The sequence below is a fragment of the Kineococcus gypseus genome, assembly GCF_050871305.1.
GTDB lineage: Bacteria > Actinomycetota > Actinomycetes > Actinomycetales > Kineococcaceae > Kineococcus > Kineococcus gypseus.
Genome location: NZ_JBJLRD010000067.1, coordinates 1 through 20,808 on the forward strand (window position 1 = coordinate 1; position 20,808 = coordinate 20,808).

Below are 20,808 nucleotides of genomic sequence, written 5' to 3' on the forward strand. Positions count from 1 at the left end.
GACGGGGTAGCCGAAGAAGAGGGCCAGGTAGACCACCGCGGGCGCCAGGAACGCCGCCTCGACCAGGCGGGTGCGCGTGATGCGCCGGGCCCGCCGGGGGGGGGGGGGGGGGGGGGGGGGGGGGGGGGGGGGGGGGGCCCGCCCCCCCCCCCCCCCCCCCCGGCGCCGCCGGCGCCCGCCCCCCCCCCCCCCGGGCCGGCGGTGAGGCCGGCGGTGAGGCCGGCGGTGAGGCGCTCGACGTACTTGGCCAGCACGTCGACCTCGAGGTTGACCAGCGCGCCGACGCCGCGCCGGCCCAGGGTGGTCAGCTGCAGGGTGGTGGGGATGAGGGAGACCTCGAACCAGGGGGCGGGGTCGTCCACGGCGCTGACGGCGCTGACGGTCAGCGAGGTGCCGTCGACGGTGATCGAGCCCTTCTCCACCACGTAGCGCGCCAGCGCCGGCTCCACGCCCACGCGCACCACCTCCCAGGCCTCGCCGGGGGTGCGCGCCAGGACGGTGCCGGTGCCGTCGACGTGGCCCTGCACGACGTGCCCGCCGAAGCGGGAGGAGGCGGACATGGCGCGCTCGAGGTTCACGCGCCGGCCGGCGGCGACGTCGCGCAGCGAGCTGCGCGCGAGGGTCTCGGCCATGACGTCGACGGTGAACACGCCCGGCTCGGGCTGCTCCACGACGGTCAGGCACACCCCGTCCACGGCGATGGACGCGCCGTGCACGGCGTCGGAGGTCACCAGCGGACCGCGCACGCTCAGGCGGGCGGAGTCCGCCGCGCGCTCGACGGCGACGACCTCGCCGACCTCCTCAACGATCCCGGTGAACACGGGCGACCTCCTCGGTTCGGGCCTGCTGCGGGTGGGGCTGCGGGTGGGGCTGCTCGGGCTGCTCGGGCGGCGGCCCGGACGGGCCGCGGGGGCGGGCGGTGACGCGCACGTCGCCGCCCACGCGGGCGAGGGCGTGCTCACCGGGGGCCAGGTCCAGGCGCAGCGCGCCGGTGATCCCGGTCACGCCCAGGTCGGCGACGGCGGCGGGACCGGCGCCCAGCAGCGCCGGGGCCAGGTAGGCGACGACCTCGTCGACCAGGCCGGCGCGGGCGAAGGAGGCCGCCAGCGCCGGGCCGCCCTCGAGCAGCACGGTGCGCACCTCGCGCGCGTGCAGGGCGGCGAGCACCGCGTGCGGGTCGCGGGTGCGCACGTGCAGCAGCTCGGCGCGCCCGTCGCGCAGGCGCGCCCCGGCGGGCAGCTCGCGCAGCCCGGCGACCACGCGCAGCGGCTGCGGGCCGTCCTCGGCGTCGTCGGGGCCGCGCACGGTCAGGGCGGGGTCGTCGGCCAGGGCGGTGCCGGTGCCGACCAGGACGGCGTCGTGCCCGGCGCGCAGGCGGTGCACGTCGGCGCGCGCGGGCGCGGAGGTGATCCAGCGGCTGGAGCCGTCCGCGGCCGCCGAGCGCCCGTCGAGGGTGGCGGCGAACTTCCACGTCACCCACGGGCGGGCCCGGCCCACGGCGGCGGCCCAGCGCTCGTTGAGGGCCTCGGCCTGCGCGGCGAGCACGCCGACCTCGACGTCGACGCCGGCCGCGCGCAGCAGCGCCGCTCCCCCGGCGGCGGCGGGGTTGGGGTCGGTGGCGGCCACCACGACGCGGCGCACCCCGGCGGCCAGCAGGGCCTGCGCGCACGGGCCGGTGCGCCCGGTGTGGGTGCACGGCTCCAGGGTGACCACGGCGGTGCAGCCGGCGGCGTGGCCGCCGCGCGCAGCCAGCTGCGCCAGGGCGGCGGCCTCGGCGTGGGCGGTGCCGGCGCCGCGGTGGAAGCCCTCGGCGACGGTGCGCCCGGCCGCGTCCAGCAGCACGCAGCCCACCCGCGGGTTCGGCCCGGTCAGCGGGCCGCGCGCGGCCAGCCGGAGGGCGCGGCGCATCGCCGCGACCTCGGCCGCGGGCCGCTCGCCCGTGCTGCTCGCACCGCTGGCACCCGCCGTCCCCGGCACCACGCTCCCCCTCCCCGTCCTCGGGTGTCCCGGGGCGTGCGGGGGCGGCCGGTGGCGGGCGCGCACAGGCGCACCGCCGACCAGGGGGCGCGCGGGCGCGGCCGGACGCACCGGTGGCGGGCCACCGGCTGCTCCGGGCGCGCCGCACGGCCCCGCGTGCCGCCTCCCGTCCGGACTCTCACCGTCGGTCCCGGAGTTCCACCGGGTCGGCCCACCGCCTGACGGCGGAGGGCTCGCGGACTGTCACCGCCGGTTCGGAATTGCACCGACCCCGGGGCACGCGTGTCGTTCGGTCTGCTCGTTCAGCTCGTGCAACGCCGGCAGCGCGGCGCGCTGTTCCCGTCCGCCCGCGCTCACCTGCCGCGGGTCGCGCCAGTGTGCCACGCGGCACCGGGACCGCTGCCGGCGCCGGGACCGCTGCCGGCGCCGCCGGCGGGCCGGCACCCGCGCGCGGGCGCGGTCGTCAGTGCGCGCAGGCGGCGGTGGCCAGGCGGCGCAGCTCCGCCACGGCGCCGGCGGCGTCCTCGGCGCCGTAGACGGCCGAGCCGGCGACGAAGACGTCCGCGCCGGCCTCGGCGGCGCGCTCGATGGTGGCGGCCGAGACGCCGCCGTCGACCTGCAGGCGCACGTCCAGCCCGGAGGCGCCGATGGCGGCGCGGGCGCGGCGGATCTTCGGCAGCGTCACGTCGAGGAAGGACTGCCCGCCGAAACCGGGCTCGACGGTCATCACCAGCAGCATGTCGAACTCGCCCAGCAGGTCCACGAACGGCTCCAGCGGGGTGGCCGGGCGCAGCGCGATGCCGGCGCGCGCCCCGGCCGCGCGCAGCTCGCGCGCCAGGCGCACCGGGGCGGTGGCGGCCTCGGCGTGGAAGGTCACCCCCTGGGCGCCGGCCTCGGCGTAGGCCGGCGCCCAGCGGTCGGGCGCCTCGATCATCAGGTGGCAGTCCAGCGGCACCGGCGAGACCTTCCGCAGCGCCTCGACCACCGGCAGGCCCAGCGTCAGGTTGGGCACGAAGTGCCCGTCCATGACGTCGACGTGGGCGGCGTCGGCGGTGGAGATGCGCTCCAGCTCCGCGGCCAGGTGGGCGAAGTCGGCGGACAGGATGCTGGGGTTGACCTGGATCGTCACGGCTGGACCCTAGCGGCGCGCACCCGCCCGGGGGTCCGGTCGGGGGCTCACGCGGGGGCTCACGGGGTCTGCGGGCGGCCCAGCGTGGTGCCCTGCACGGCCGGGTCCTGCTCGCCGGGGGCGGACAGGACCAGGAACAGCCCGGCGTACGGGCCCAGCCACACCCCGAAGCTGCGCAGGTCGTCCACCCAGCCGATCTCCCCGCCGGTGGAGGCGTCGACGACGGCGTGGCGCGGCTCGAACGCCTCCGAGCGCACGGTGCCCTCGATGGTCTCGCCGGTGAAGTTCAGCACCGTCACCTGCAGGGGCGCGCCGGTGCGCGCGGGGTCGCCGTCGTCGAGGCGGTGGACCATGACGAGCATCCCCGGGTGCGCCACCGGCGGCACGTCGACCTGGGTGGCCGCGGCCACGCCGTGGCGCGCGCGCACCTCCAGCACCCGGCGCAGGCCCGAGGCGAAGGACGTCTCCGAGGCCAGCTGCTCGGGCAGCGAGCCGTACAGCGAGCGCCCGCGCGGCATGCCCGAGGCGGAGGCGGTGGCCTGCGGGGCGACGTCCATGAGGTCGTGCGCGCCGCGGTGCACCCAGCGGGTGTCGCCGCCCTCGACGAGGTCGCGCACCTGCTCCACCGGCACCGGCAGGGTGCCGGTGAGGTCCCAGCCGGAGAGGGCGAAGACGCCCGGCTGCCAGGCGTTGAACATCGCCAGCAGCAGGTGGGCGCGGCGGATGCCTTCCACGTGCTCCTCGCCGATGGCGTCCAGGGTGCGCAGGCCCTGGGTGGCGGCGATGACGCTGGCGGTGGTGCAGGCGATGCCGTTGGTGGTGAAGACGTGGTTGTAGTCGGCCGCCTCGCCGGTCAGGCGGGCCAGCAGGTCCGCGCGCACCGTCTCGGCCAGCTGCGCGCCGGTGGTCGCCCGGCCGCGGAAGACGTACTCGTCGGCGGCGTGCAGGGTCGCCCAGTGCACCAGCTCGTAGGTCAGCTCGTCGTGGTTCTGCAGGGCGTGCACGAGGCTGACCGGCTCCACCCCGGTGGCCAGGCTGGTGCGCAGCGTCAGGCGCAGGAACTCGGTGTCGCCGGTGGCCAGCGCGTGGTGGTAGGCGGGGCGGTTGACGAAGTCGTAGGACAGGTCCGCGCCGACGCGGCCGGTGTCGCGGATGTCCTCCATCGTCAGGTTCAGCTCCTGGAAGGTGAACCCGCCGACCTTGCGCACCGTGCCGGCGATGACGTGGTTGGCCGCGTGCGAGAGGGGGTGCCCCTCGGACCACGCCGGCAGCCCCTCGGCGGACTTCTCCACGCCCAGGAAGCCGTTGGCGTCCAGGCGCAGGCCGTGGGTGCCCAGGTCGCCCAGGGAGTGCAGCGCGTCGCCGATGACCAGACGCATGCCGGCGAAGGTGGGGTCCAGCCAGTTGATGGAGGGCTGGCCCTGCTTGAAGTAGTGCAGGTACACCCAGCGGCGCACCTTGCCGTCCACGCCGGTGACCGGGGCGGTGGCCGACCAGTTGGTCTCCTTCACCCCGGGCGCGTAGAAGATCACCCGCTGCAGGGCGCCGATGATGTAGCCGTGCTCGGCCAGCTTGGCCTCGGTGACCGCGTCGAGGTTGACCGCGTCGCGCCCGGGCTGCACCTCCGGCAGCAGGTGCCAGTCCTCCTCGGGCACCTCGACCATGTGGTAGATGCCGGGGTACTCGCGGTAGGCCATCTCGGCCAGGCGGAAGTCGGCGCCCTTGCCGGTGTGCCCGGGCACGATGTCGTCGATGACGCTGCCGCCGTGGCGGTCGGCGACCGCGCACACCTCGCGGAACTCCTCCTCGGTGCCGAAGAGGGGGTCGATGTGGGTGCTGATGCGGTCGAAGTGCCCGTCCACGCTGGGCGTCTCGTTCCAGCCCGTCAGCCCGCCGGCGCGCTTGACCGGTCCGGTGTGCACCGCGTCGACGCCGATGCGCGAGAACGCCTCCCACAGCGCGTCGCTGCCCAGCGAGGCCAGGAACGACTCGCCGGGGCGGGTGACCAGGGAGATGGGGTAGGCGGTGAACCACACCGAGGCGGTGGCCAGCGCCCGGCGCGCGTCGGGGCGCGCGTAGGGGTTGCGCCACATCGCCGGCTGGCCGGACAGCTGCCGGGAGAGCACGTCGGCGTCGGCGAGCATCGACTGGCCCACCAGCCACTGCACGTAGGCGGGGTTGTCGCCGTCGGCGGCGCGCGGGTCGGCCACGCGCCGGGCGCCGCTCCCGGCGCCGCGCAGCTGCGCGCGCGGGCGCAGGCGCTGCGGGCGGGCGGGGTAGCGCTGCTCGTCGTAGCTGATGCCCTCGGTCAGGCCCTCGGGGGACTCGGCGGCGTCGTGGGCGGCCTCGTGGGCTGCGTCGTGGGCGGGTCGGGCGTTCTCGAGCGGCACGGTCGTCCCTCCTGCTGGTGCGGTCGGGGTCCCACGCTGCCCACCGCGGGCGCCGAGCGCACGTCGAGGAGCGGCGCGGCGCCTCAGCGCGGTGCGGGCACGACGTCCTCGGGGCGCAGGTCGGCCACCGAGGGCACCCCGACCTGGCGCAGGGTGGTGACCAGCTCGGCGCGCAGGTGCTCCAGCGCCGCGGTGACGCCCTCCTGCCCGTCGGCGGCCAGCGCCCACACGAACGGCCGGCCCACGTGCACCGCGCGCGCGCCCAGCGCCAGGGCCGCGACCACGTGCGAGCCCTCGCGCACGCCGGAGTCCACGTGCACCTCCACCTCCGAGCCGACCTCGGCGACCACCTCGGGCAGGGCGCGGGCGCTGGTGGTCGAGGTGCCCAGGCGCCGCCCGCCGTGGGTGGAGACGACCACGGCCTCTGCGCCGGCGTCGACGCAGCGGCGCGCGTCGCGGGCGCTGAGCACGCCCTTGACGGCCACCGGCAGGTCGGACAGCTCGCGCAGCCAGCCGATGACGTCCGGGTGCAGGTCCTCGGCGGTGCGCATCGCGTGCGGGCCGGCGGCCTCGCGCTCGGCGGCGGTGAGGTTGACCACGCGCGCCTTGCCGGGGCCCTCGGGCCACTCGGTGGGCTCCACCCCGGGCAGGGCCGGGGCCAGGGCGGTGGTGTCCACGGTGAGCACCAGGGCGCGCGCGCCGGCGGCGGCGGCGCGCTCGACGAGGCGCTGGGTCAAGGAGCGGTCCTGCATGACGTAGACCTGGTACCACCAGGGCGCGCCGGTGGCGGCGATGTCGGCGAAGGCGACGCCGGTGTTGGTGGACACCCCCAGCACCGTGCCGGCCGCGGCGGCGGCGCGGCCGGTGAGCACCTCGCCCTCGGGGCGGGCGGCGACCTGCTGGGCCATGGGCGCCACGAGCACGGGCAGGGAGACCGGCGTGCCCAGCACGGTGGTGGCCGTGGACACGCGGCTGGTGTCGCGCAGCACGCTGGGGCGCAGCCGCAGCGCCTCCCAGGCGGCGATCCCCTCGCGCTGGCACTGCCCGTGACCGGCGGCGGCGCGGAAGTACTCCGCGACGTGCTCGGGCAGGCGCTCGTCGGCGCGGCGTCGCACGTCCTCGACCCAGGTCACGGGCCCATCCTGCCCGAGCCGCGCCGCGCCCCGCCCGCGCGGGGGCGGTCAGCTGGTGCGACGCAGCAGCGCCACGTGCATGGCGTCGGTGCCGTGGGTGTGCGGCCACAGCTGCACCGCGTCGCCGGCGGCGGCGCCGGGCAGGTCGGGGACCACGCGCGCGAGCACCGCGGGGGTGTCCAGGCGCTCGACGCCCACCCCGCGGCGGGTGGCGGCCTTGAGCGCGTCGTCGACGACCAGGCGGGTCTCGGCCAGCACCGGCGAGCAGGTGGCGTAGGCGACCACCCCGCCCGGGCGCAGCGCGTCGATCGCCGAGGCCAGCAGCGCGCGCTGCAGCGGGCCCAGGGCGCCCAGGTCCGCCGGGGTGCGCCGCCAGCGCGCCTCGGGGCGCCGGCGCAGCGCGCCCAGCCCGGTGCAGGGGGCGTCGACCAGGACGCGGTCGTAGGCGCCGGGCTCGTCGGCGCCGACCTCGCGCCCGTCGCCCACGCGCACCTCCACCGGCCCGCCCGCACCGGCCGGCACCGCCGCCAGCGCCGAGCGCACCAGCTGCGCGCGGTGCTCGGCGACCTCCACGGCCGTCAGGTGCGCCCCGCGCAGCGCGGCGGAGGCGGCCAGCAGCGCCGCCTTGCCGCCGGGGCCGGCGCACAGGTCCAGCCAGCGCTCGTCGCGGCCCTCGACGTCGGCGGCCAGCAGCACCTGCGCGACCAGCTGGCTGCCCTCGTCCTGCACGCGGGCGCGGCCCTCGCGCACCGCCGGCACCAGGGCGGGGTCGCCGCGCTCGAGCAGCGCGGCGGTGGGCGAGACGCGCCCGGGGCGCACCGTCAGGGCGCGGTCGTCGCTGAGCAGGTCCGCCGGGGTGCTCAGGCCCGGCAGCGCGGCCAGCGCCACCGCGGCCGGGGCGTTGTCGGCGGCCAGCAGCGCGCCCAGCTCGGCCGGGTCGTGCCCGTGCGCGCGCAGCGCCTCGCGCATCGAGCGCACCACCCACTGCGGGTGCGAGGTGCGCACCGCCCAGCCGTCGTCGGTGCCCGCCGGCGGGGCGACCTGCTCCAGCCAGCTCTCCAGCTCGCGGCCGGCCGCGCTGCGCAGCACGGCGTTGACCAGGCCGGCCGGGCCGGCGCCCAGCTCGGTGCGCGCCAGCGCCACGGTGGTGGCCACGGCGGCGTGGTCGGGCACCCGCATGGCCAGCAGCTGGTGCGCGCCCATGCGCAGCACGTCCAGCACCCCGGGGTCCAGCTCGCCGAAGGGGCGGTCCACCACGGTGGCCAGCAGCGCGTCGTAGGTGCCGCGCCCGCGCAGCACGCCGTAGGCCAGCTCGGTGGCGAAGGCGGCGTCGCGCCCGCCCAGGCGGCGCTGGCGCAGCAGCTTCGGCAGCACGAGGTTGGCGTAGGCGTCCTCCTCCTCCACCGCCCGCAGCACCGCGAACGCCACGCGGCGCGCCTCGTCCACGCGCGTGTACCGGTCGGGCTCGACCCCGCGCCGCGGGGACTGCTCGCGCGCCGGGCCGCGCCCGCCCTCGCGCCCGCCCTCGCGCGAGCCGCCGGGCCGTCGAGAACCGGGTTCGGGGGTCACTGCAGCTCCTCGTCCTCGGGCCGCACGCCGCGCGCCCAGTCCACCGCGGGCATCGCCCGCTTGCCGGCCGCCTGCACCCGGCCCAGCTCCACGGCCCCCTCGCCGGTGCCCACCAGCACCCGGCGCTTCTCCACCACGACGCGGCCCGGGCCCGGCGCCCCGGCGGGCGGCAGGTCCGCCGGCGCCACGGGCAGGACGGGCTCGAGCTTGAGGCGCTCGCCGCGGAAGGTGGTCCACGCGCCCGGCTCGGGGGTGCACCCGCGCACGCGCCGGTCCACCACGGCGGCGGGCAGGGACCAGTCCACGCGCGCCTCCTCCACGGTGATCTTCGGGGCGTGGCTGACGCCCTCGGCCGGCTGCGGCACGGGGGCGGAGACCCCCGCCTCCATCGCGTCCAGCACACCCACCAGCAGCTGCGCGCCGTGCACCGACAGGCGTTGCAGCAGCTGCCCGGCGGTGTCGCGCGCGCCGACGGGCTCGGTCAGCGAGCCGTGCACCGGGCCGGTGTCCAGGCCCTCCTCCAGCTGGAAGACGCACGCGCCGGTGACGTCGTCGCCGGCCATGAGGGCGCGCTGCACGGGGGCCGCGCCGCGCCAGGCCGGCAGCAGCGAGAAGTGCAGGTTCACCCAGCCCAGCCGCGGCACGTCCAGCGCCGCGCGCGGCACCAGCGCGCCGTAGGCGACCACGGGGCAGGCGTCGGGGGCCAGCTCGGCCAGCTGCGCCAGGAACCCCGGCTCGCGCGGGCTGCGCGGCTGCAGCAGCGGCAGGCCCGCCTCGCGCGCGCGCAGCGCCACCGGGGAGGCGGCGGCGCGCCGCCCGCGCCCGGCGGGGGCGTCCGGGCGCGTCAGGACGGCGACGACCTCGTGGGAGGAGGCCAGCAGCGCCTCCAGGGAGGGCACGGCGACCTCGGGGGTGCCGGCGAGGACCAGGCGCACTAGCGCGCCTGCCCGAAGGTGGCGTGCGGGGAGACCTTCACCTGCGGGGCGTCCTGGCCCAGCCACTGCGCCTCGCGCACGGCCTTCAGCGCCAGCTTGCGCTGGGCCTTGTCCAGGCGGTCGATGAAGAGCACCCCGTCGAGGTGGTCGGTCTCGTGCTGCAGGGCGCGCGCCTTGAACTCCGAGCCGGTCACGGTGATCGGCTCGCCGTGCTGGTCGAAGCCCTTGGCGACCACGTGCAGGGAGCGGCGGGTGTCGGCGACGATGCCGGGGAAGGACAGGCACCCCTCGTCGCCGTCCTGGCACTCCTCGGACAGGTCCAGCACCGGGTTGACCAGGTGCCCGAGCTCGCCGTCGGCGTGGTAGGTGAACACGCGCAGGCCCACGCCCAGCTGCGGGGCGGCCAGCCCCGCGCCGGGGGCGGCGAGCATCGTGTCCTCCAGGTCCTTGACGAGCTTGCGCAGCTCCTTGTCGAAGGTGGTCACCTCCGCGGCGCGCTGGCGCAGGACCGGGTCGCCGAACAGGCGGATCGGCTGGACTGCCACGGGTCTCCTCGCGGGACGGGGCCGGGGGTCGTGCCGGCGCGGTGCGCACGGCCCTGGAAGTCTAGGTGCGCGCGCCGACGGCCCCGACCGCCCGACCGGGCGCCGACGGCCCCGACGGCCCCGACCGCCGCGGCCGGCCCGGTCGTCGGCATCATCGTCGGCGATGACCGCGCTGCGCAGCTCCGCCCCCGCTCCCCCGTCCACCGGCGCCCGCCCCGCGCGCGCCGGGCGGGCGCTGGTGCTGCTGGCCGGGGCGCTGTCGGCGCTGCTGTGCGCGAGCACCGGCCTGGGGCACTTCCACCGCGGCGACTCCTCCAACTACGACCTGGGCATCTTCAGCCAGTCGGCGGCCTCGTGGGCGCGGCTGCGCCCGCCCACCTCCTCGGTGCTGGGCGGCACGCCGCTGCTGGGCGACCACTTCTCCCCCGCCACCGCGCTCTTCGGGCCGGTGTGGGCGCTGTGGCCGGACCCGCGTGCGCTGGTGCTGGCGCAGGCGCTGCTGCTGGCGCTGGGCACCGCGCTGGTGGCGCGCTGCGCGGTGCGGCACCTGCCGCTGCCGGCCGCCGCCGCCGTGGCCGCCGGCACCGCGCTGGCGCACGGGGCGCTGGCCGCGGCGCGCTTCGACGTGCACGAGGTGTGCCTGGCGGTGCCGCCGCTGGCGCTGTCGGCCACCGCGCTGCTCGAGCGGCGCCACCGCGCGGCGGCGCTGTGGTCGCTGCCGCTGCTGCTGGTCAAGGAGGACATGGGCGCCACCGTCGCGGTGGTGGCCGCGCTGCTGTGGCTGCGCGGGCGGCGCCGGGCCGGCCTGGCGCTGGGCGCGGCGGCGGTGGCCGGGGTGGCGCTCGCCTTCACCACGATGCTGGCCGTCGACCCCGCCCACGACCTCAGCCGCCTGGCGGCCTTCGGCGGCAGCGCGCGCACCGCGGCGGTGCCCGACCCGGTGCCGGCGGGCGAGGCGCTGCGGGCGCGCGCGGTGCTGGTGCTCACCGCGCTGGCCGGTGGCGGGCTGCTGTGGGTGGCCTCGCCGGTGGCGCTGCTGGCGCTGCCGACGCTGGCGTGGCGGCTGGCGTCGGTGACGCCGACGTACTGGTCGCCGGGGCTGCACTACGGCGCGGTGCTGGTGCCGGTGGCCGCGGTGGCGCTGGTGGACGTGCTGCGCCGGGTGCGCGCGCGGCGCCCGCGCGCGACGGTGCCGCTGGCGGCGCTGGGTGCGCTCGCGAGCGCCGCCACCACGGCGCTGGTGCTGCCGCCGGGCTCGCTGCCGGCGCCGTGGCAGGCGGGCACCTGGCGGCCGGGGCCGTACGTGCAGCAGCTGCGCGCGGCCACCGCCGCCCTGCCCGACGGCTCGCCGGTGGCCGCGGACAACTCCTCGGGCCCCTACCTGCTCGGGCGCGCCGGGGGCGGGCACGACGTGCGCGGCTGGTCGGCGGACGCGCCGCTGGCCGAGCTGCCGGACGTGGTGGTGCTGGACGCCTCGCGCTCGTCCACGGGCGTCTCGCGCGCCGGCAAGCTGGCGTGGCTGGAGCGGGTGGCGGCGCTGCCGGGGGTGCGCGTGGAGCGCAGCGGCGCCACGGTCGTGCTGCACCTGCCCGCCGAGCGCTGAGGCCCCGTCCGAGCGGTCTCGTTCGAGTGGCCCCGCTCAGGCGGTCAGCGGCACCTGCGCGCCGGCGAGGTCCACCTCGCCGTGCGCGGCGGCCCAGCGCACCGAGTCGGCCGCGGCGGCCAGCGACGTCCAGCGCGGGGCGTAGCCGAGCAGGGCGCGCGCCTTGGCGGTGGAGGCGCTGTGGCTGCGCGCCAGGTGCTCCCAGCTGGCGTCGGCGTGCTCACCGGCCAAGGCGCGGAACTCCTCCCAGCCCAGGTGCCGCAGCACCGCCTCGCGCCCGAACCACGCCGCCGCCCCCGCGGCGAAGCCGCGCACCGTCAGCGCCCGCTCGGAGACGACGTGGAAGCTCTCCCCCACCGCCCGCGAGCGCCCGTGCAGGGCCAGCTCGAAGGCCTGCGCGACGTCGTCGGCGTGCACGTGGTGCAGCGTCTCCAGGCCCGAGCCGGGCACGGGCAGCTCCGCGCCGGTGGCCAGGGCGCGCCAGACGCCGGGGTCGAGGTTGCCCACCGGGGTGATCACCGGCCAGCCGGCGCCGCTGATGTGGCCGGGGTGCAGCACGGTGCAGGCCAGCCCGCCGGCGCGGGTCTCGGCCAGCAGCAGCCGCTCGACCGCGGCCTTGGCGGTGCCGTACTGCCCGAACGGCTCGCGGGGGTCGTCCTCGGTGAGCGGGGAGGCGGCGGCCGGGCCGTGCACCCAGATGGTGCCGGCGTGCAGCAGGTGCCCGCAGCGCCCGCGCAGGGCCTCGACGAGCTGGGCGGCGGAGTCGGGGGTGAAGCACACCAGGTCGACCACGGCGTCGGCGCGCAGGTCGGCCACGCGGGCGCCGAAGGTGCCGGCGGCGTCCTCGGCGTCGCGGTCGGCGCGCACGCGCTGCACGCGCCGCCAGGCGGGGTCGGGGTGGTACGGCTCGCGGGTGCCGCGGTTGAGGGCGACGACGTCGTGCCCGGCGCGCACCAGCCGGGGCACCAGGTGGGTGCCGACGTGCCCGGTCGCCCCGATGACCACCACGCGCACGGTGGACCTCCTCGTCCGGCGGGGGCGGGGTCCCGCCGCCGGTGATCGTGGCACGCGGGTGCCGCGCGCGCACGGCCGCGCCCGTCGGGCAGCTCGGCTGCGCGGCGCTGCCCGTGGGCTCTCGCGCGTGCCCCGGCTGCTCGTCCCGCGCCCCGAGGCGCTGCCCTCCCTGCGCGCGGCGGCCCGCGAGGCGGGCTGGGACGAGCACCCGGCGCACGCCGGCGCCGGGCGCCTGGAGGCGGCCGCGGCGGCGGACCGGGTCGAGGGAGCTGGTCGCCGACACTCGCGAGGGTTCGGCGCGCCCGGAGGGCTTCGTGCCCTGCACCCACCTGTGGTGGCTCGACGGCGCCACGCACCTGGGGCGGGTGCGGGTGCGCCACCGGCTGACGCCGTTCCTGCGCGGGTTCGGCGGGCACGTCGGCTACCACGTCGTGCCCGGCGCGCGCCGGCGCCCGACCTCGCGCCGGGACCGCGGCACGGGCGCGGTGGGCCGTCAGCCCAGCAACCGCTGCGCCTGCGCCAGCGCTCGCACCGCGCGCTGCCGCTCCCGCTCGGCCCGCCCGGTCAGCTCGTGCGACCGGCGCAGGTCCTCCTCGTGCAGCGCCAGCTGCTCGTACAGCGCCCCGCAGCGCTCGTGGGTCACCGCCAGCTGCTCGCACGCCACCACCGCGGCGTGCACCAGCTCGCGCTGGCGCTGCTGCAGCTCGTCGACCTGCTCGCCCTGCTCCCGGCGCAGGTGGGCGGCGCGGTCGCGGTCGGCCGCCGAGCGCGCCCGGTCCGCCGCCGCCGAGACCCGGTCCGCCGCCGCCGAGACCCGGTCCGCCGCGGCCGAGCGGCGCTCGCCCGCCGCCGGCCCGGCCGTCTCCTCGCGCTGCTCGGCCGCGTCGTCGCGCTGCCGGGCGAGGTCGTCGCGCTCACCGGCGAGCCGGCCGAAGTCGGCGGCCAGCCGGTCGAAGTCGAGCGCGATCCGCGAGCGCCACCGCTCCCAGTCCGATGCCTCCGCGTCCGCCGCGCCCTCGCGCCAGCGCTGCTCCAGCTCGACCTGGCGCCTCTCCAGGCGCTCCTGCGCCTGCTGCAACGACTCCCGGCGCTCCACGCGTCCGTTCTACCCACCGCTGCGCGCAGCGCGCCAGCACCCGCCGCCCCGGCCGCCCCGGCCGCTCCGCCACGGCGGTGCGGCCGGGCGCGGGGGACCTCAGGCGGGCACCGTGAGCTGCTCCAGCCAGGCCCGCCACGCCGGCTCCTCGCGCTGCACGTACCGCGCCGCGCCGGAGGGGTCGGAGGGGTCGGAGGGGTCGGAGGGGTCGGAGGGGTCGGAGGGGTCGGGGGCGAACAGGTAGGCGCGCACGGCCGCGGTGGCCGTGCCCTCGCCGTCGGCGTGCGTGGAGGCGGTGAGCATCCCGGGCACCGGCGCGCTGAGCCGGACGAGCGCCTGGCGCTCACCGAGGCGCTCGAGCGTGCCGGTGCACCCGCGCACCTGGACCGCGCCGCCCTCCTCGCCCAGCCCGAGCGCCTCGCGCACCACCGCCCACAGCGCCTGCGCGTCGCCGGGGTGCGAGGCGCTGGCCTCCAGCTGCGTGGCCCGCCGGCCGGGGAAGTGCGCCAGGTACAGGCGCAGGTTGTCGAAGAACGGCACCCAGCTCTGGCCCATGTCCTGCCAGAACTCCGGCTCCCAGTCGGCGCCGGTGCCGAAGCCGCTGCTGGTCACGCGCACCACGCAGGTGCCGCCGGAGCGCGCCTCGACGACGAACTCCGACGTCAGCGCGCTGACCGACCCGGGCTCCTGGCCCATCAGGTCGGCCCAGTCCTCCTCGTAGACCAGGCGGTGCGGCGGGTCCCAACGGGTGACGCGCCCGTGCGAGCCCATCGCCGGGCCCATGCTGAAGCGCAGGGCGCCGCCCTCGCGCTCCTCGACCTCGGTGGGCAGGAACCACGCGCTCATGCCCTCGGCGGTGGCGATGGCGTGCCAGACCTGCTCGGGGGTGCCGGGGACCTCCACGCTGAAGTCCAGGCGGTACGGGACGTGCGGCGCCGTCACGGGTCCCGAGCCGGGGGGCGTCGCGGGCGGGGTCGGGGGCGTGGTCGCGGGCGCTGCCGGGGCGTGCGGTGTCGTGCTCACGGGTCCTCCTCGGGAAGGGGGTGGGCGGCGACGACGAGCCGGTGCGGGCGCCCGTCGTCGTGGTGGTGGCGCGCGGCCAGGTCGAGCACCGCGGCGGTGAGGTCCTGCGCGAAGGCGGCCCGGTCGGCCGGCGAGCGGAAGCCGATGGTGGTGTCGACGCTGAGCGTCGGCAGGCGCTCGCCGGACTCCCCGGCCCGGCGGGCCAGGGCGCCGACCTCGCGCACCAGCCGGCCGGCCAGCGCGACGAGGTGGCGCGCCGAGAGGCGGTCGGCGCTGGCGTCCGGGTCGGCCGCCGCGGCGCTGAGCGCGGCGGGCGAGACGACGTAGGAGGCCGCCGAGGCCTGCAGCACCCGCTCGGTGATGCCGCCGTGGCGGCGCTGCGCGGACAGGCGCACCAGGCCGTGCGCCTCCAGCGCCTTCAGGTGGTAGTTGACCTTCTGGCGCGCGATGCCGACGCGGGCGGCGAGCCCGGCGGCGGAGGCGGGCTCGGCCAGCTCGCGCAGCAGCCGCGCCCGCACCGGGTCCAGCGCGACGGCCGCGGCCTGCGCGTCCTCGATGACCTCGACGTCGTGCACGACTCCACCGTGCTCTTGACGACAAAAGTTGTCAAGGGTGTGCCCGCATCGGCTCGCCGGGGGGCTCAGCCGATCTCGGCAGGGTCCACCCGCACCCGCACCAGCGGCAGCTTGCGGGCGCTGCGCCCGGCCACGACCGCCTTCAGCGCCCGCGCCAGCTCCGCCGAGGCCGCGCGCGGCACCCGCACCACGCTGCGCACGGCCGGGGCGGTGCCGGGGCGCTCGGGCAGCGCGACCGGCCCGAGCACGCGCGCGGCGGCCGGCTCGGGCAGCGCCTCGACGGTGGCGGCGGCGGCCTCGGCGACGTCGGCGGCGGCGCCGATGAACCCGGCGAAGCGCGCGGCCGGCGGCAGGTCCAGATCGGCGCGCTGCTCCAGCTCCCGCTCGGCGAAGCCGGCCGGGTCCCAGCGCACCAGGGCCTGCACGGCGGCGGCCTGCGGGTCGGCGACCACGACGACGGTGCCGCCGTCGGAGGCGCCGCGCACCAGGGCCGCGGCGCTGCTCCAGCGGCGGTGCGCCTCCTCCTGCGCGCGCAGGTCCGGGCGGTTCAGCAGCGCCCAGCCGTCCAGCAGCAGCGCCGCGGCGTAGCCGCCGGGCGCGTGCGGCTCGGCGCCGGGCGTGGCGATGACCAGGGACGGCTCGGCGGGCACCGCGTCGAGCACCTTCGAGCCGCCGGAGGTGCGCACGTCCACGCCGGGGAAGGCGCGCCCGAGCTCCTCGGCGGTGCGCCGTGCGCCGGTGACCACCGCACGCATGCGGTCGTCGCCGCAGGTCGGGCACGTCCAGTCCGTGGCCGGACGCCCGCACCAGCGGCACGCGGCCGGGGCGTCGGCGGCGGTGACGGCCAGCGGGCCGTGGCAGGCGGTGCAGCGCGCCGGCTCGCGGCAGGTGCGGCACGCCAGCGTGGGCACGTACCCGGTGCGCGGCACCTGCACCAGCACCGGCCCGCGGCGCACCGCGTCGCGCAGCACCCGCCAGCCGTCGCTGGGCAGGCGCGCGGCCGCGGCCAGCGGGTCCTGCGCGTCCGGGCCGGTGGTGCCGGCGACCACCACGCGCGGGGCGGTGGCGCGCACCAGCTCGCGCGGGGCGCCGACCGCGCGCGCCCAGCCCGAGCGCAGCAGCAGCTGCGTCTCCGCGGTGCGGGTGCGCCCGGCGAACAGCGCCGCGGCGCCGGTGGCGTCCGCGCGCAGCACCGCCACCTCGCGCGCGTGCGGGTAGGGGGCGCGCTGCTCGGCGTGGGAGTCGTCGCCGTCGTCGAGCACGGCGAGCAGCCCGAGGTTCGGCAGGGGCGCGAAGACGGCCGCGCGGGTGCCGGCGACCACGCGGGCGCGGCCGGTCAGGGCCTGCAGGAAGGCGGTGTAGCGGGGGGCGGGGCCGGCGTCGGCCTCCAGCAGCACGTGCGCGCCCGCGGGCAGGTGGCGGGTCAGGGCCGCGTCCAGGCGCACCAGGTCGCGGTGGTCGGGCACCACGAGCAGCGCGGTGCGCCCGGAGGCCAGGCAGGCGCGCGCGGCCACCGCCAGCGCCTGCACCGGGTCGGTGCCCGGCGCCAGGGTCGCCACCGCGCGCGGGGAGCCGCCGCCGGCGACGTGGGTGAGGAAGGCGCGCCCGGCGGTGTGGCGCTCCCAGCCCGCCAGGTCCTGCCCGCCGGCGACGGGGTCGGGCACCGGCTCGTGGCGCACCGGCTCCGCGCGCAGCACCGCCTCCTCGGCCCCGGCGTGCCGGCCGGGCACGGCCAGGCGCACCACGTCGGCCAGGGTGCCCGCGTAGTGCTCGGCCACGCGCTCGGCCAGCGCCAGCACCGGCGGGCTGAGCACCGGCAGCCCCGAGACCACGCGGCGCAGGCGCGCCAGGCGCCCGGGGTGCTCGCTGGCGGCGCGCCGGGCCAGCACCCAGCCCTCCACGTCGCTGCCGGCGAAGGGCACGCGCACCAGCCGCCCCGGCTCGGCGGTGTGCTCCATCGAGGCCGGCACGAGGTAGTCGAAGGGCCGGTCCAGGTGCGGCAGGGGCACCGAGACGAGCACCGAGGCCACCGGGTCGCTCTCGGCGACGCCCTCCAGCGCCGCGCGACGGCGCGCGGACGGCGCACGGGTGCGCTTGCGCGCGGGCTGCTCGGCGGGCTGCTCGACGGTCGGCTCGGCGGGCTGCTCGACGGTCGGCTGTGCGTCGGGTGCAGGGGCGCGGGCCGGGACGCTCCCGCCCGCCCCGGCCCGCGCGTCCGGTGCCCCGCTCAGCGGTCCGCTCAGCTGCCGGCGGCGGCGCGCAGCGCGTCGACGCGGTCGGTGCGCTCCCAGGTGAACCCGGGCAGCTCGCGGCCGAAGTGGCCGTACGCCGCGGTCTGCGAGTACACCGGGCGCAGCAGGTCCAGGTCGCGCACGATGGCGGCCGGGCGCAGGTCGAAGACCTCGCGGATGGCCGACTGCAGGCGCCCGAGGCCGACCTGCTCGGTGCCGAAGGTCTCCACGTACAGGCCCACCGGGTGCGCCTTGCCGATGGCGTAGGCCACCTGCACCTCGCAGCGCCGCGCCAGGCCGGCGGCCACGACGTTCTTGGCCACCCAGCGCATCGCGTAGGCGGCGGAGCGGTCCACCTTGGAGGGGTCCTTGCCGCTGAAGGCGCCGCCGCCGTGGCGGGCCATGCCGCCGTAGGTGTCCACGATGATCTTGCGGCCGGTCAGGCCGGCGTCGCCCATGGGCCCGCCGATCTCGAAGCGGCCGGTGGGGTTGACCAGCAGCCGGATGTCGGAGGTGTCCAGGTCCAGCTCCTCCAGCACCGGCTCGATCACGTGCCGGCGCACGTCCGGGGTGAGGGTCTTGACCAGGTCCACGTCCGGCTCGTGCTGGGTGGACAGGACCACGGTGTCCAGCGTCACGGGCCGGTCGCCGTCGTAGCCGATGGTCACCTGCGTCTTGCCGTCCGGGCGCAGGTAGGGCACCTCGCCCTTCTTGCGCGCCTCGGACAGGCGCTGGGAGAGCCGGTGCGCCAGGTGGATCGGCAGCGGCATCAGCTCGGGGGTGTCGTCGCAGGCGTAGCCGAACATCAGGCCCTGGTCGCCGGCGCCCTGCAGGTCCAGCGGGTCCGCGCCCGTGGCCGTGCCGTAGCCGGCCTGGCGGTTCTCCCACGCCTCGTCCACGCCCTGCGCGATGTCCGGGGACTGCGAGCCGATGGAGACCTCCACCCCGCAGGTGCGCCCGTCGAAGCCCTTGGCGGAGGAGTCGTAGCCGATGCCCAGCAGCGTCTGGCGCACGATCGTGGGGATGTCCGCGTACGCCTCGGTGGTCACCTCGCCGGCCACGTGCACCAGGCCGGTGGTCACCATCGTCTCCACCGCCACGCGGCTGCGCGGGTCCCGGGCCAGCAGGGCGTCCAGGACGCCGTCGGAGATCTGGTCGCAGATCTTGTCCGGGTGGCCCTCCGTGACCGACTCGGAGGTGAACAGGCGCAGCGGGGTCACGGGGCTCCAGTCTCGGGGTGCTCGGGGCCGCCGGCGGTGCTCACGGGGGCGGTCGCGGGGTCGACCACGGGGGTGGTCGCGGGTGTGGTCGCGGTCAGCATAGGGACCACCGCGTCCCAGACGGCGTCGGCCACGACGTCCTTGCTGGTCTCGGGCACGGTGCGCTCGGTGCCGTCCGCGCCCAGCAGCACGACGGCGTTGGTGGGGGTCGCGAAGCCCCGGCCCTCGCCGACCTCGTTGACCACGAGCAGGTCGCAGCCCTTGCGCGCCAGCTTGGCGCGCCCGTGCTCGAGCACGCCGGCGGAGGCGTCGCCGGTCTCGGCGGCGAAGCCCACGAGCACCGGCCGGCGCGCACCGCCGGGACCACCGCCGGGACCACCGCCGGGACCGCCGGGACCGCCGGCGCGCCGGGCGCGCTCGGCGACCAGCTCGGCGAGCACGTCGGGGTTGCGCTCCAGGCGCACGACGGGGTCGCCGGCCGGGTCGTCCGTCTTCTTGATCTTGGACTCGGCGCGCACGGCGGGGCGGAAGTCGGCCACGGCGGCGGCCATGACGACCGCGTCGGCGTCGGCGGCGGCGGCCGCCACGGCCGCGCGCAGCTCCACGGCGGTGCCCACGCGCACCACCTCCACGGCCGCGGGCACCGGCACCTCCAGGTGCGCGGCCACCAGCGTCACGCGTGCGCCGCGGGCGGTGGCGGCCGCGGCCAGCGCCACGCCCTGCCGGCCGGAGGAGCGGTTGCCCAGGAAGCGCACCGGGTCCAGCGGCTCGCGGGTGCCGCCGGCGGAGACGACCACGCGCCGCCCGGCCAGGTCGTGCCCGCGCGCGCCGGAGCCGAGCAGGCGCCGGCAGGCGGCGGCGATCTCGGCGGGCTCGGGCAGCCGGCCGGGGCCGGAGTCGGCGCCGGTCAGGCGCCCGGAGGCCGGTTCGAGCACCGTCACCCCGCGCGAGCGCAGCAGCGCGACGTTGTCCTGCACGGCCGGGTGCAGCCACATCTCGGTGTGCATCGCCGGGGCCAGCAGCACCGGGCAGGTGGCCGTCAGCAGCACGTTGGTCAGCAGGTCGTCGGCCAGCCCGTGGGCGGCGCGCGCCAGCAGGTCGGCGGTGGCGGGGGCGACGACGACGAGGTCGGCGTGCCGGCCCAGCCGCACGTGCGGGACCTCCTCGGCGCCGGTCCACACGTCGGTGGCCACCGGCCGCCCGGACAGCGCCTCGAAGGTGGCGCGCCCGACGAAGCGCTCGGCGGCCGCGGTGGGCACGACGGTGACCTCGTGCCCGGTCTCGGTCAGCTCGCGCAGCAGCAACGCGGCCTTGTAGGCCGCGATGCCGCCGGCGACCCCCAGGACGACGCGTGCGCGCCCGCCCGGGGCCGCGGCGGGGCTCACTGCTCGGTGGGCTCCGAGGTCAGCAGGCCCTCGTTGATCTCACGCATGGCGACCGACAGGGCCTTCTCCTGCACGTGGGTCTCCACCAGCGGGCCCACGTACTCCAGCAGGCCCTCGCCCAGCTGGGAGTAGTAGGCGTTGATCTGGCGGGCGCGCTTGGCGGCGTAGATGACCAGCGCGTACTTGGAGTCGGCGGCCGCCAGGAGGTCGTCGATGGGCGGGTTGGTGATGCCCTCGGGCGCGGCGACGGTTCCAGCCACGGTGTCTCCTCGGTTCGGTGGGCGAGCTCGCGGCTCGGGGACGCCGCCCGCACCGCGCCGGTCGTGGGCGCGCGGCGGGCAGACCGGCCCATCCTACGAGGTCGCCACGCCCATCCACCCCACGAGCTCGTCGGTGGCGCGCTGCACGTCGTCGTTGTAGATGGTCACGTCGAACTCCGGCTCGGCGGCCAGCTCCACGCGGGCGGTGGCCAGGCGCCGCTCGCGCTCCTCCTCGGTCTCGGTGCCGCGCCCGACCAGGCGGCGCACCAGCTCCTCCCAGCTGGGCGGGGCGAGGAAGACGAAGCGCGCCTCGGGCATGGCCGCGCGCACCTGCCGCGCGCCGGCCAGGTCGATCTCCAGCAGCGCCGGGCGCCCGGAGGCCAGCACCTCCTCCACCGGCCGGCGCGGGGTGCCGTAGCGGTGCCGGCCGTGCACGCGCGCCCACTCCAGCAGCTCGCCGCGCTCGACGTAGCCGTCGAAGGTCTCCTCGCTGACGAAGTGGTAGTGCACCCCGTCGAGCTCGCCGGGGCGCTGGGCGCGGGTGGTGGCCGACACCGAGATCCACACCTGCGGGTAGCGCCGGCGCAGGTCGGCCGAGACGGTGCCCTTGCCCACCGCGGTGGGCCCGGCCAGGACGGTCAGGCGCGCGGGGCCGGCCCCCCCGGGGGGGGTGGCTGGGTGGGGGGGGTGGTGCGGGTGCGGCTGGTGGGACGGGCCCGTCAG

Annotated in this window: 17 protein-coding genes, 1 pseudogene and 1 riboswitch; of the genes and pseudogenes, 1 reads left to right on the forward strand and 17 read right to left on the reverse strand. The window is 78.4% G+C overall.

The features are described from left to right. Positions 1 to 227 precede the first annotated feature (227 nt). From ACRYMN_RS18825 to def, 8 genes and pseudogenes are all read right to left on the reverse strand, one after another. Positions 228 to 821 (reverse strand): annotated as a pseudogene (locus ACRYMN_RS18825) (riboflavin synthase); the annotation flags it as partial. Further along, positions 802 to 1,908: a bifunctional diaminohydroxyphosphoribosylaminopyrimidine deaminase/5-amino-6-(5-phosphoribosylamino)uracil reductase RibD gene (ribD, locus tag ACRYMN_RS18830; protein ID WP_432498447.1), complete on the reverse strand. Its 1,107-nt coding sequence runs from the start codon at positions 1,906 to 1,908 to the stop codon at positions 802 to 804. The gene ribD and the pseudogene ACRYMN_RS18825, both read right to left, overlap by 20 nt. A gap of 221 nt (positions 1,909 to 2,129) precedes the next feature. Further along, a riboswitch (FMN riboswitch) is annotated at positions 2,130 to 2,261 on the reverse strand. A 179-nt stretch (positions 2,262 to 2,440) separates the two neighbouring features. Further along, positions 2,441 to 3,106, reverse strand: coding sequence for a ribulose-phosphate 3-epimerase (gene rpe, locus ACRYMN_RS18835; protein WP_432498449.1), 666 nt, complete (start codon positions 3,104 to 3,106; stop codon positions 2,441 to 2,443). Positions 3,107 to 3,165: 59 nt separating this feature from the next. Further along, on the reverse strand, positions 3,166 to 5,496 hold the full coding sequence (gene treS / locus ACRYMN_RS18840) for a maltose alpha-D-glucosyltransferase (protein ID WP_432498451.1): 2,331 nt from the start codon (positions 5,494 to 5,496) through the stop codon (positions 3,166 to 3,168). 83 nt (positions 5,497 to 5,579) lie between these two features. Further along, positions 5,580 to 6,629 (reverse strand): alpha-hydroxy acid oxidase, encoded by a 1,050-nt coding sequence (locus tag ACRYMN_RS18845; RefSeq protein WP_432498454.1) that lies wholly within the window; start codon positions 6,627 to 6,629, stop codon positions 5,580 to 5,582. A 48-nt stretch (positions 6,630 to 6,677) separates the two neighbouring features. Beyond that, positions 6,678 to 8,198: an RsmB/NOP family class I SAM-dependent RNA methyltransferase gene (locus ACRYMN_RS18850; RefSeq protein WP_432498456.1), complete on the reverse strand. Its 1,521-nt coding sequence runs from the start codon at positions 8,196 to 8,198 to the stop codon at positions 6,678 to 6,680. After that, a complete protein-coding gene (fmt, locus tag ACRYMN_RS18855; RefSeq protein WP_432498458.1) occupies positions 8,195 to 9,133 on the reverse strand; it encodes a methionyl-tRNA formyltransferase in 939 nt (312 codons plus the stop codon). The genes ACRYMN_RS18850 and fmt overlap by 4 nt, the downstream gene beginning before the upstream one ends. Next, on the reverse strand, positions 9,133 to 9,678 hold the full coding sequence (def, locus tag ACRYMN_RS18860; RefSeq protein ID WP_432498460.1) for a peptide deformylase: 546 nt from the start codon (positions 9,676 to 9,678) through the stop codon (positions 9,133 to 9,135). The genes fmt and def overlap by 1 nt, the downstream gene beginning before the upstream one ends. Positions 9,679 to 9,841: 163 nt before the next feature. Here def and ACRYMN_RS18865 point away from each other — a divergent pair, with 163 nt between their 5' ends. Then, a complete protein-coding gene (locus tag ACRYMN_RS18865; protein ID WP_432498462.1) occupies positions 9,842 to 11,281 on the forward strand; it encodes a DUF2079 domain-containing protein in 1,440 nt (479 codons plus the stop codon). Between the two features lie 36 nt (positions 11,282 to 11,317). Here ACRYMN_RS18865 and ACRYMN_RS18870 read toward each other — a convergent pair whose 3' ends face one another. The 9 genes from ACRYMN_RS18870 to gmk all read right to left on the reverse strand — a co-directional run bounded on the left by ACRYMN_RS18870 (position 11,318) and on the right by gmk (position 20,727). Continuing rightward, complete coding sequence (locus ACRYMN_RS18870; protein WP_432498464.1) at positions 11,318 to 12,295, reverse strand: NAD-dependent epimerase/dehydratase family protein; 978 nt, start codon at positions 12,293 to 12,295, stop codon at positions 11,318 to 11,320. Positions 12,296 to 12,788: 493 nt separating this feature from the next. After that, entirely contained in the window at positions 12,789 to 13,391 is a 603-nt protein-coding gene (locus ACRYMN_RS18875; RefSeq protein WP_432498466.1) for a hypothetical protein, read from the reverse strand. Positions 13,392 to 13,490: 99 nt separating this feature from the next. Beyond that, positions 13,491 to 14,414 (reverse strand): SRPBCC family protein, encoded by a 924-nt coding sequence (locus ACRYMN_RS18880; protein WP_432498468.1) that lies wholly within the window; start codon positions 14,412 to 14,414, stop codon positions 13,491 to 13,493. After that, positions 14,411 to 14,989 (reverse strand): ArsR/SmtB family transcription factor, encoded by a 579-nt coding sequence (locus ACRYMN_RS18885; RefSeq protein ID WP_432498470.1) that lies wholly within the window; start codon positions 14,987 to 14,989, stop codon positions 14,411 to 14,413. Before ACRYMN_RS18885 ends, ACRYMN_RS18880 begins: the two co-directional genes overlap by 4 nt. 65 nt (positions 14,990 to 15,054) lie before the next feature. After that, the gene (locus tag ACRYMN_RS18890; protein ID WP_432498472.1) at positions 15,055 to 17,019 is read right to left on the reverse strand and encodes a primosomal protein N'; all 1,965 of its coding nucleotides are present in this window, start codon (positions 17,017 to 17,019) and stop codon (positions 15,055 to 15,057) included. A gap of 209 nt (positions 17,020 to 17,228) precedes the next feature. Then, entirely contained in the window at positions 17,229 to 18,440 is a 1,212-nt protein-coding gene (gene metK, locus ACRYMN_RS18895; RefSeq protein ID WP_432498474.1) for a methionine adenosyltransferase, read from the reverse strand. Further along, positions 18,437 to 19,825, reverse strand: a complete 1,389-nt coding sequence (coaBC, locus tag ACRYMN_RS18900; RefSeq protein ID WP_432498476.1) for a bifunctional phosphopantothenoylcysteine decarboxylase/phosphopantothenate--cysteine ligase CoaBC — start codon at positions 19,823 to 19,825, stop codon at positions 18,437 to 18,439. Before coaBC ends, metK begins: the two co-directional genes overlap by 4 nt. Next, positions 19,822 to 20,085: a DNA-directed RNA polymerase subunit omega gene (gene rpoZ / locus ACRYMN_RS18905; RefSeq protein ID WP_432498478.1), complete on the reverse strand. Its 264-nt coding sequence runs from the start codon at positions 20,083 to 20,085 to the stop codon at positions 19,822 to 19,824. Before rpoZ ends, coaBC begins: the two co-directional genes overlap by 4 nt. 93 nt (positions 20,086 to 20,178) lie before the next feature. After that, complete coding sequence (gmk, locus tag ACRYMN_RS18910) at positions 20,179 to 20,727, reverse strand: guanylate kinase (RefSeq protein WP_432498480.1); 549 nt, start codon at positions 20,725 to 20,727, stop codon at positions 20,179 to 20,181. Between the last annotated feature and the right edge of the window lie 81 nt (positions 20,728 to 20,808).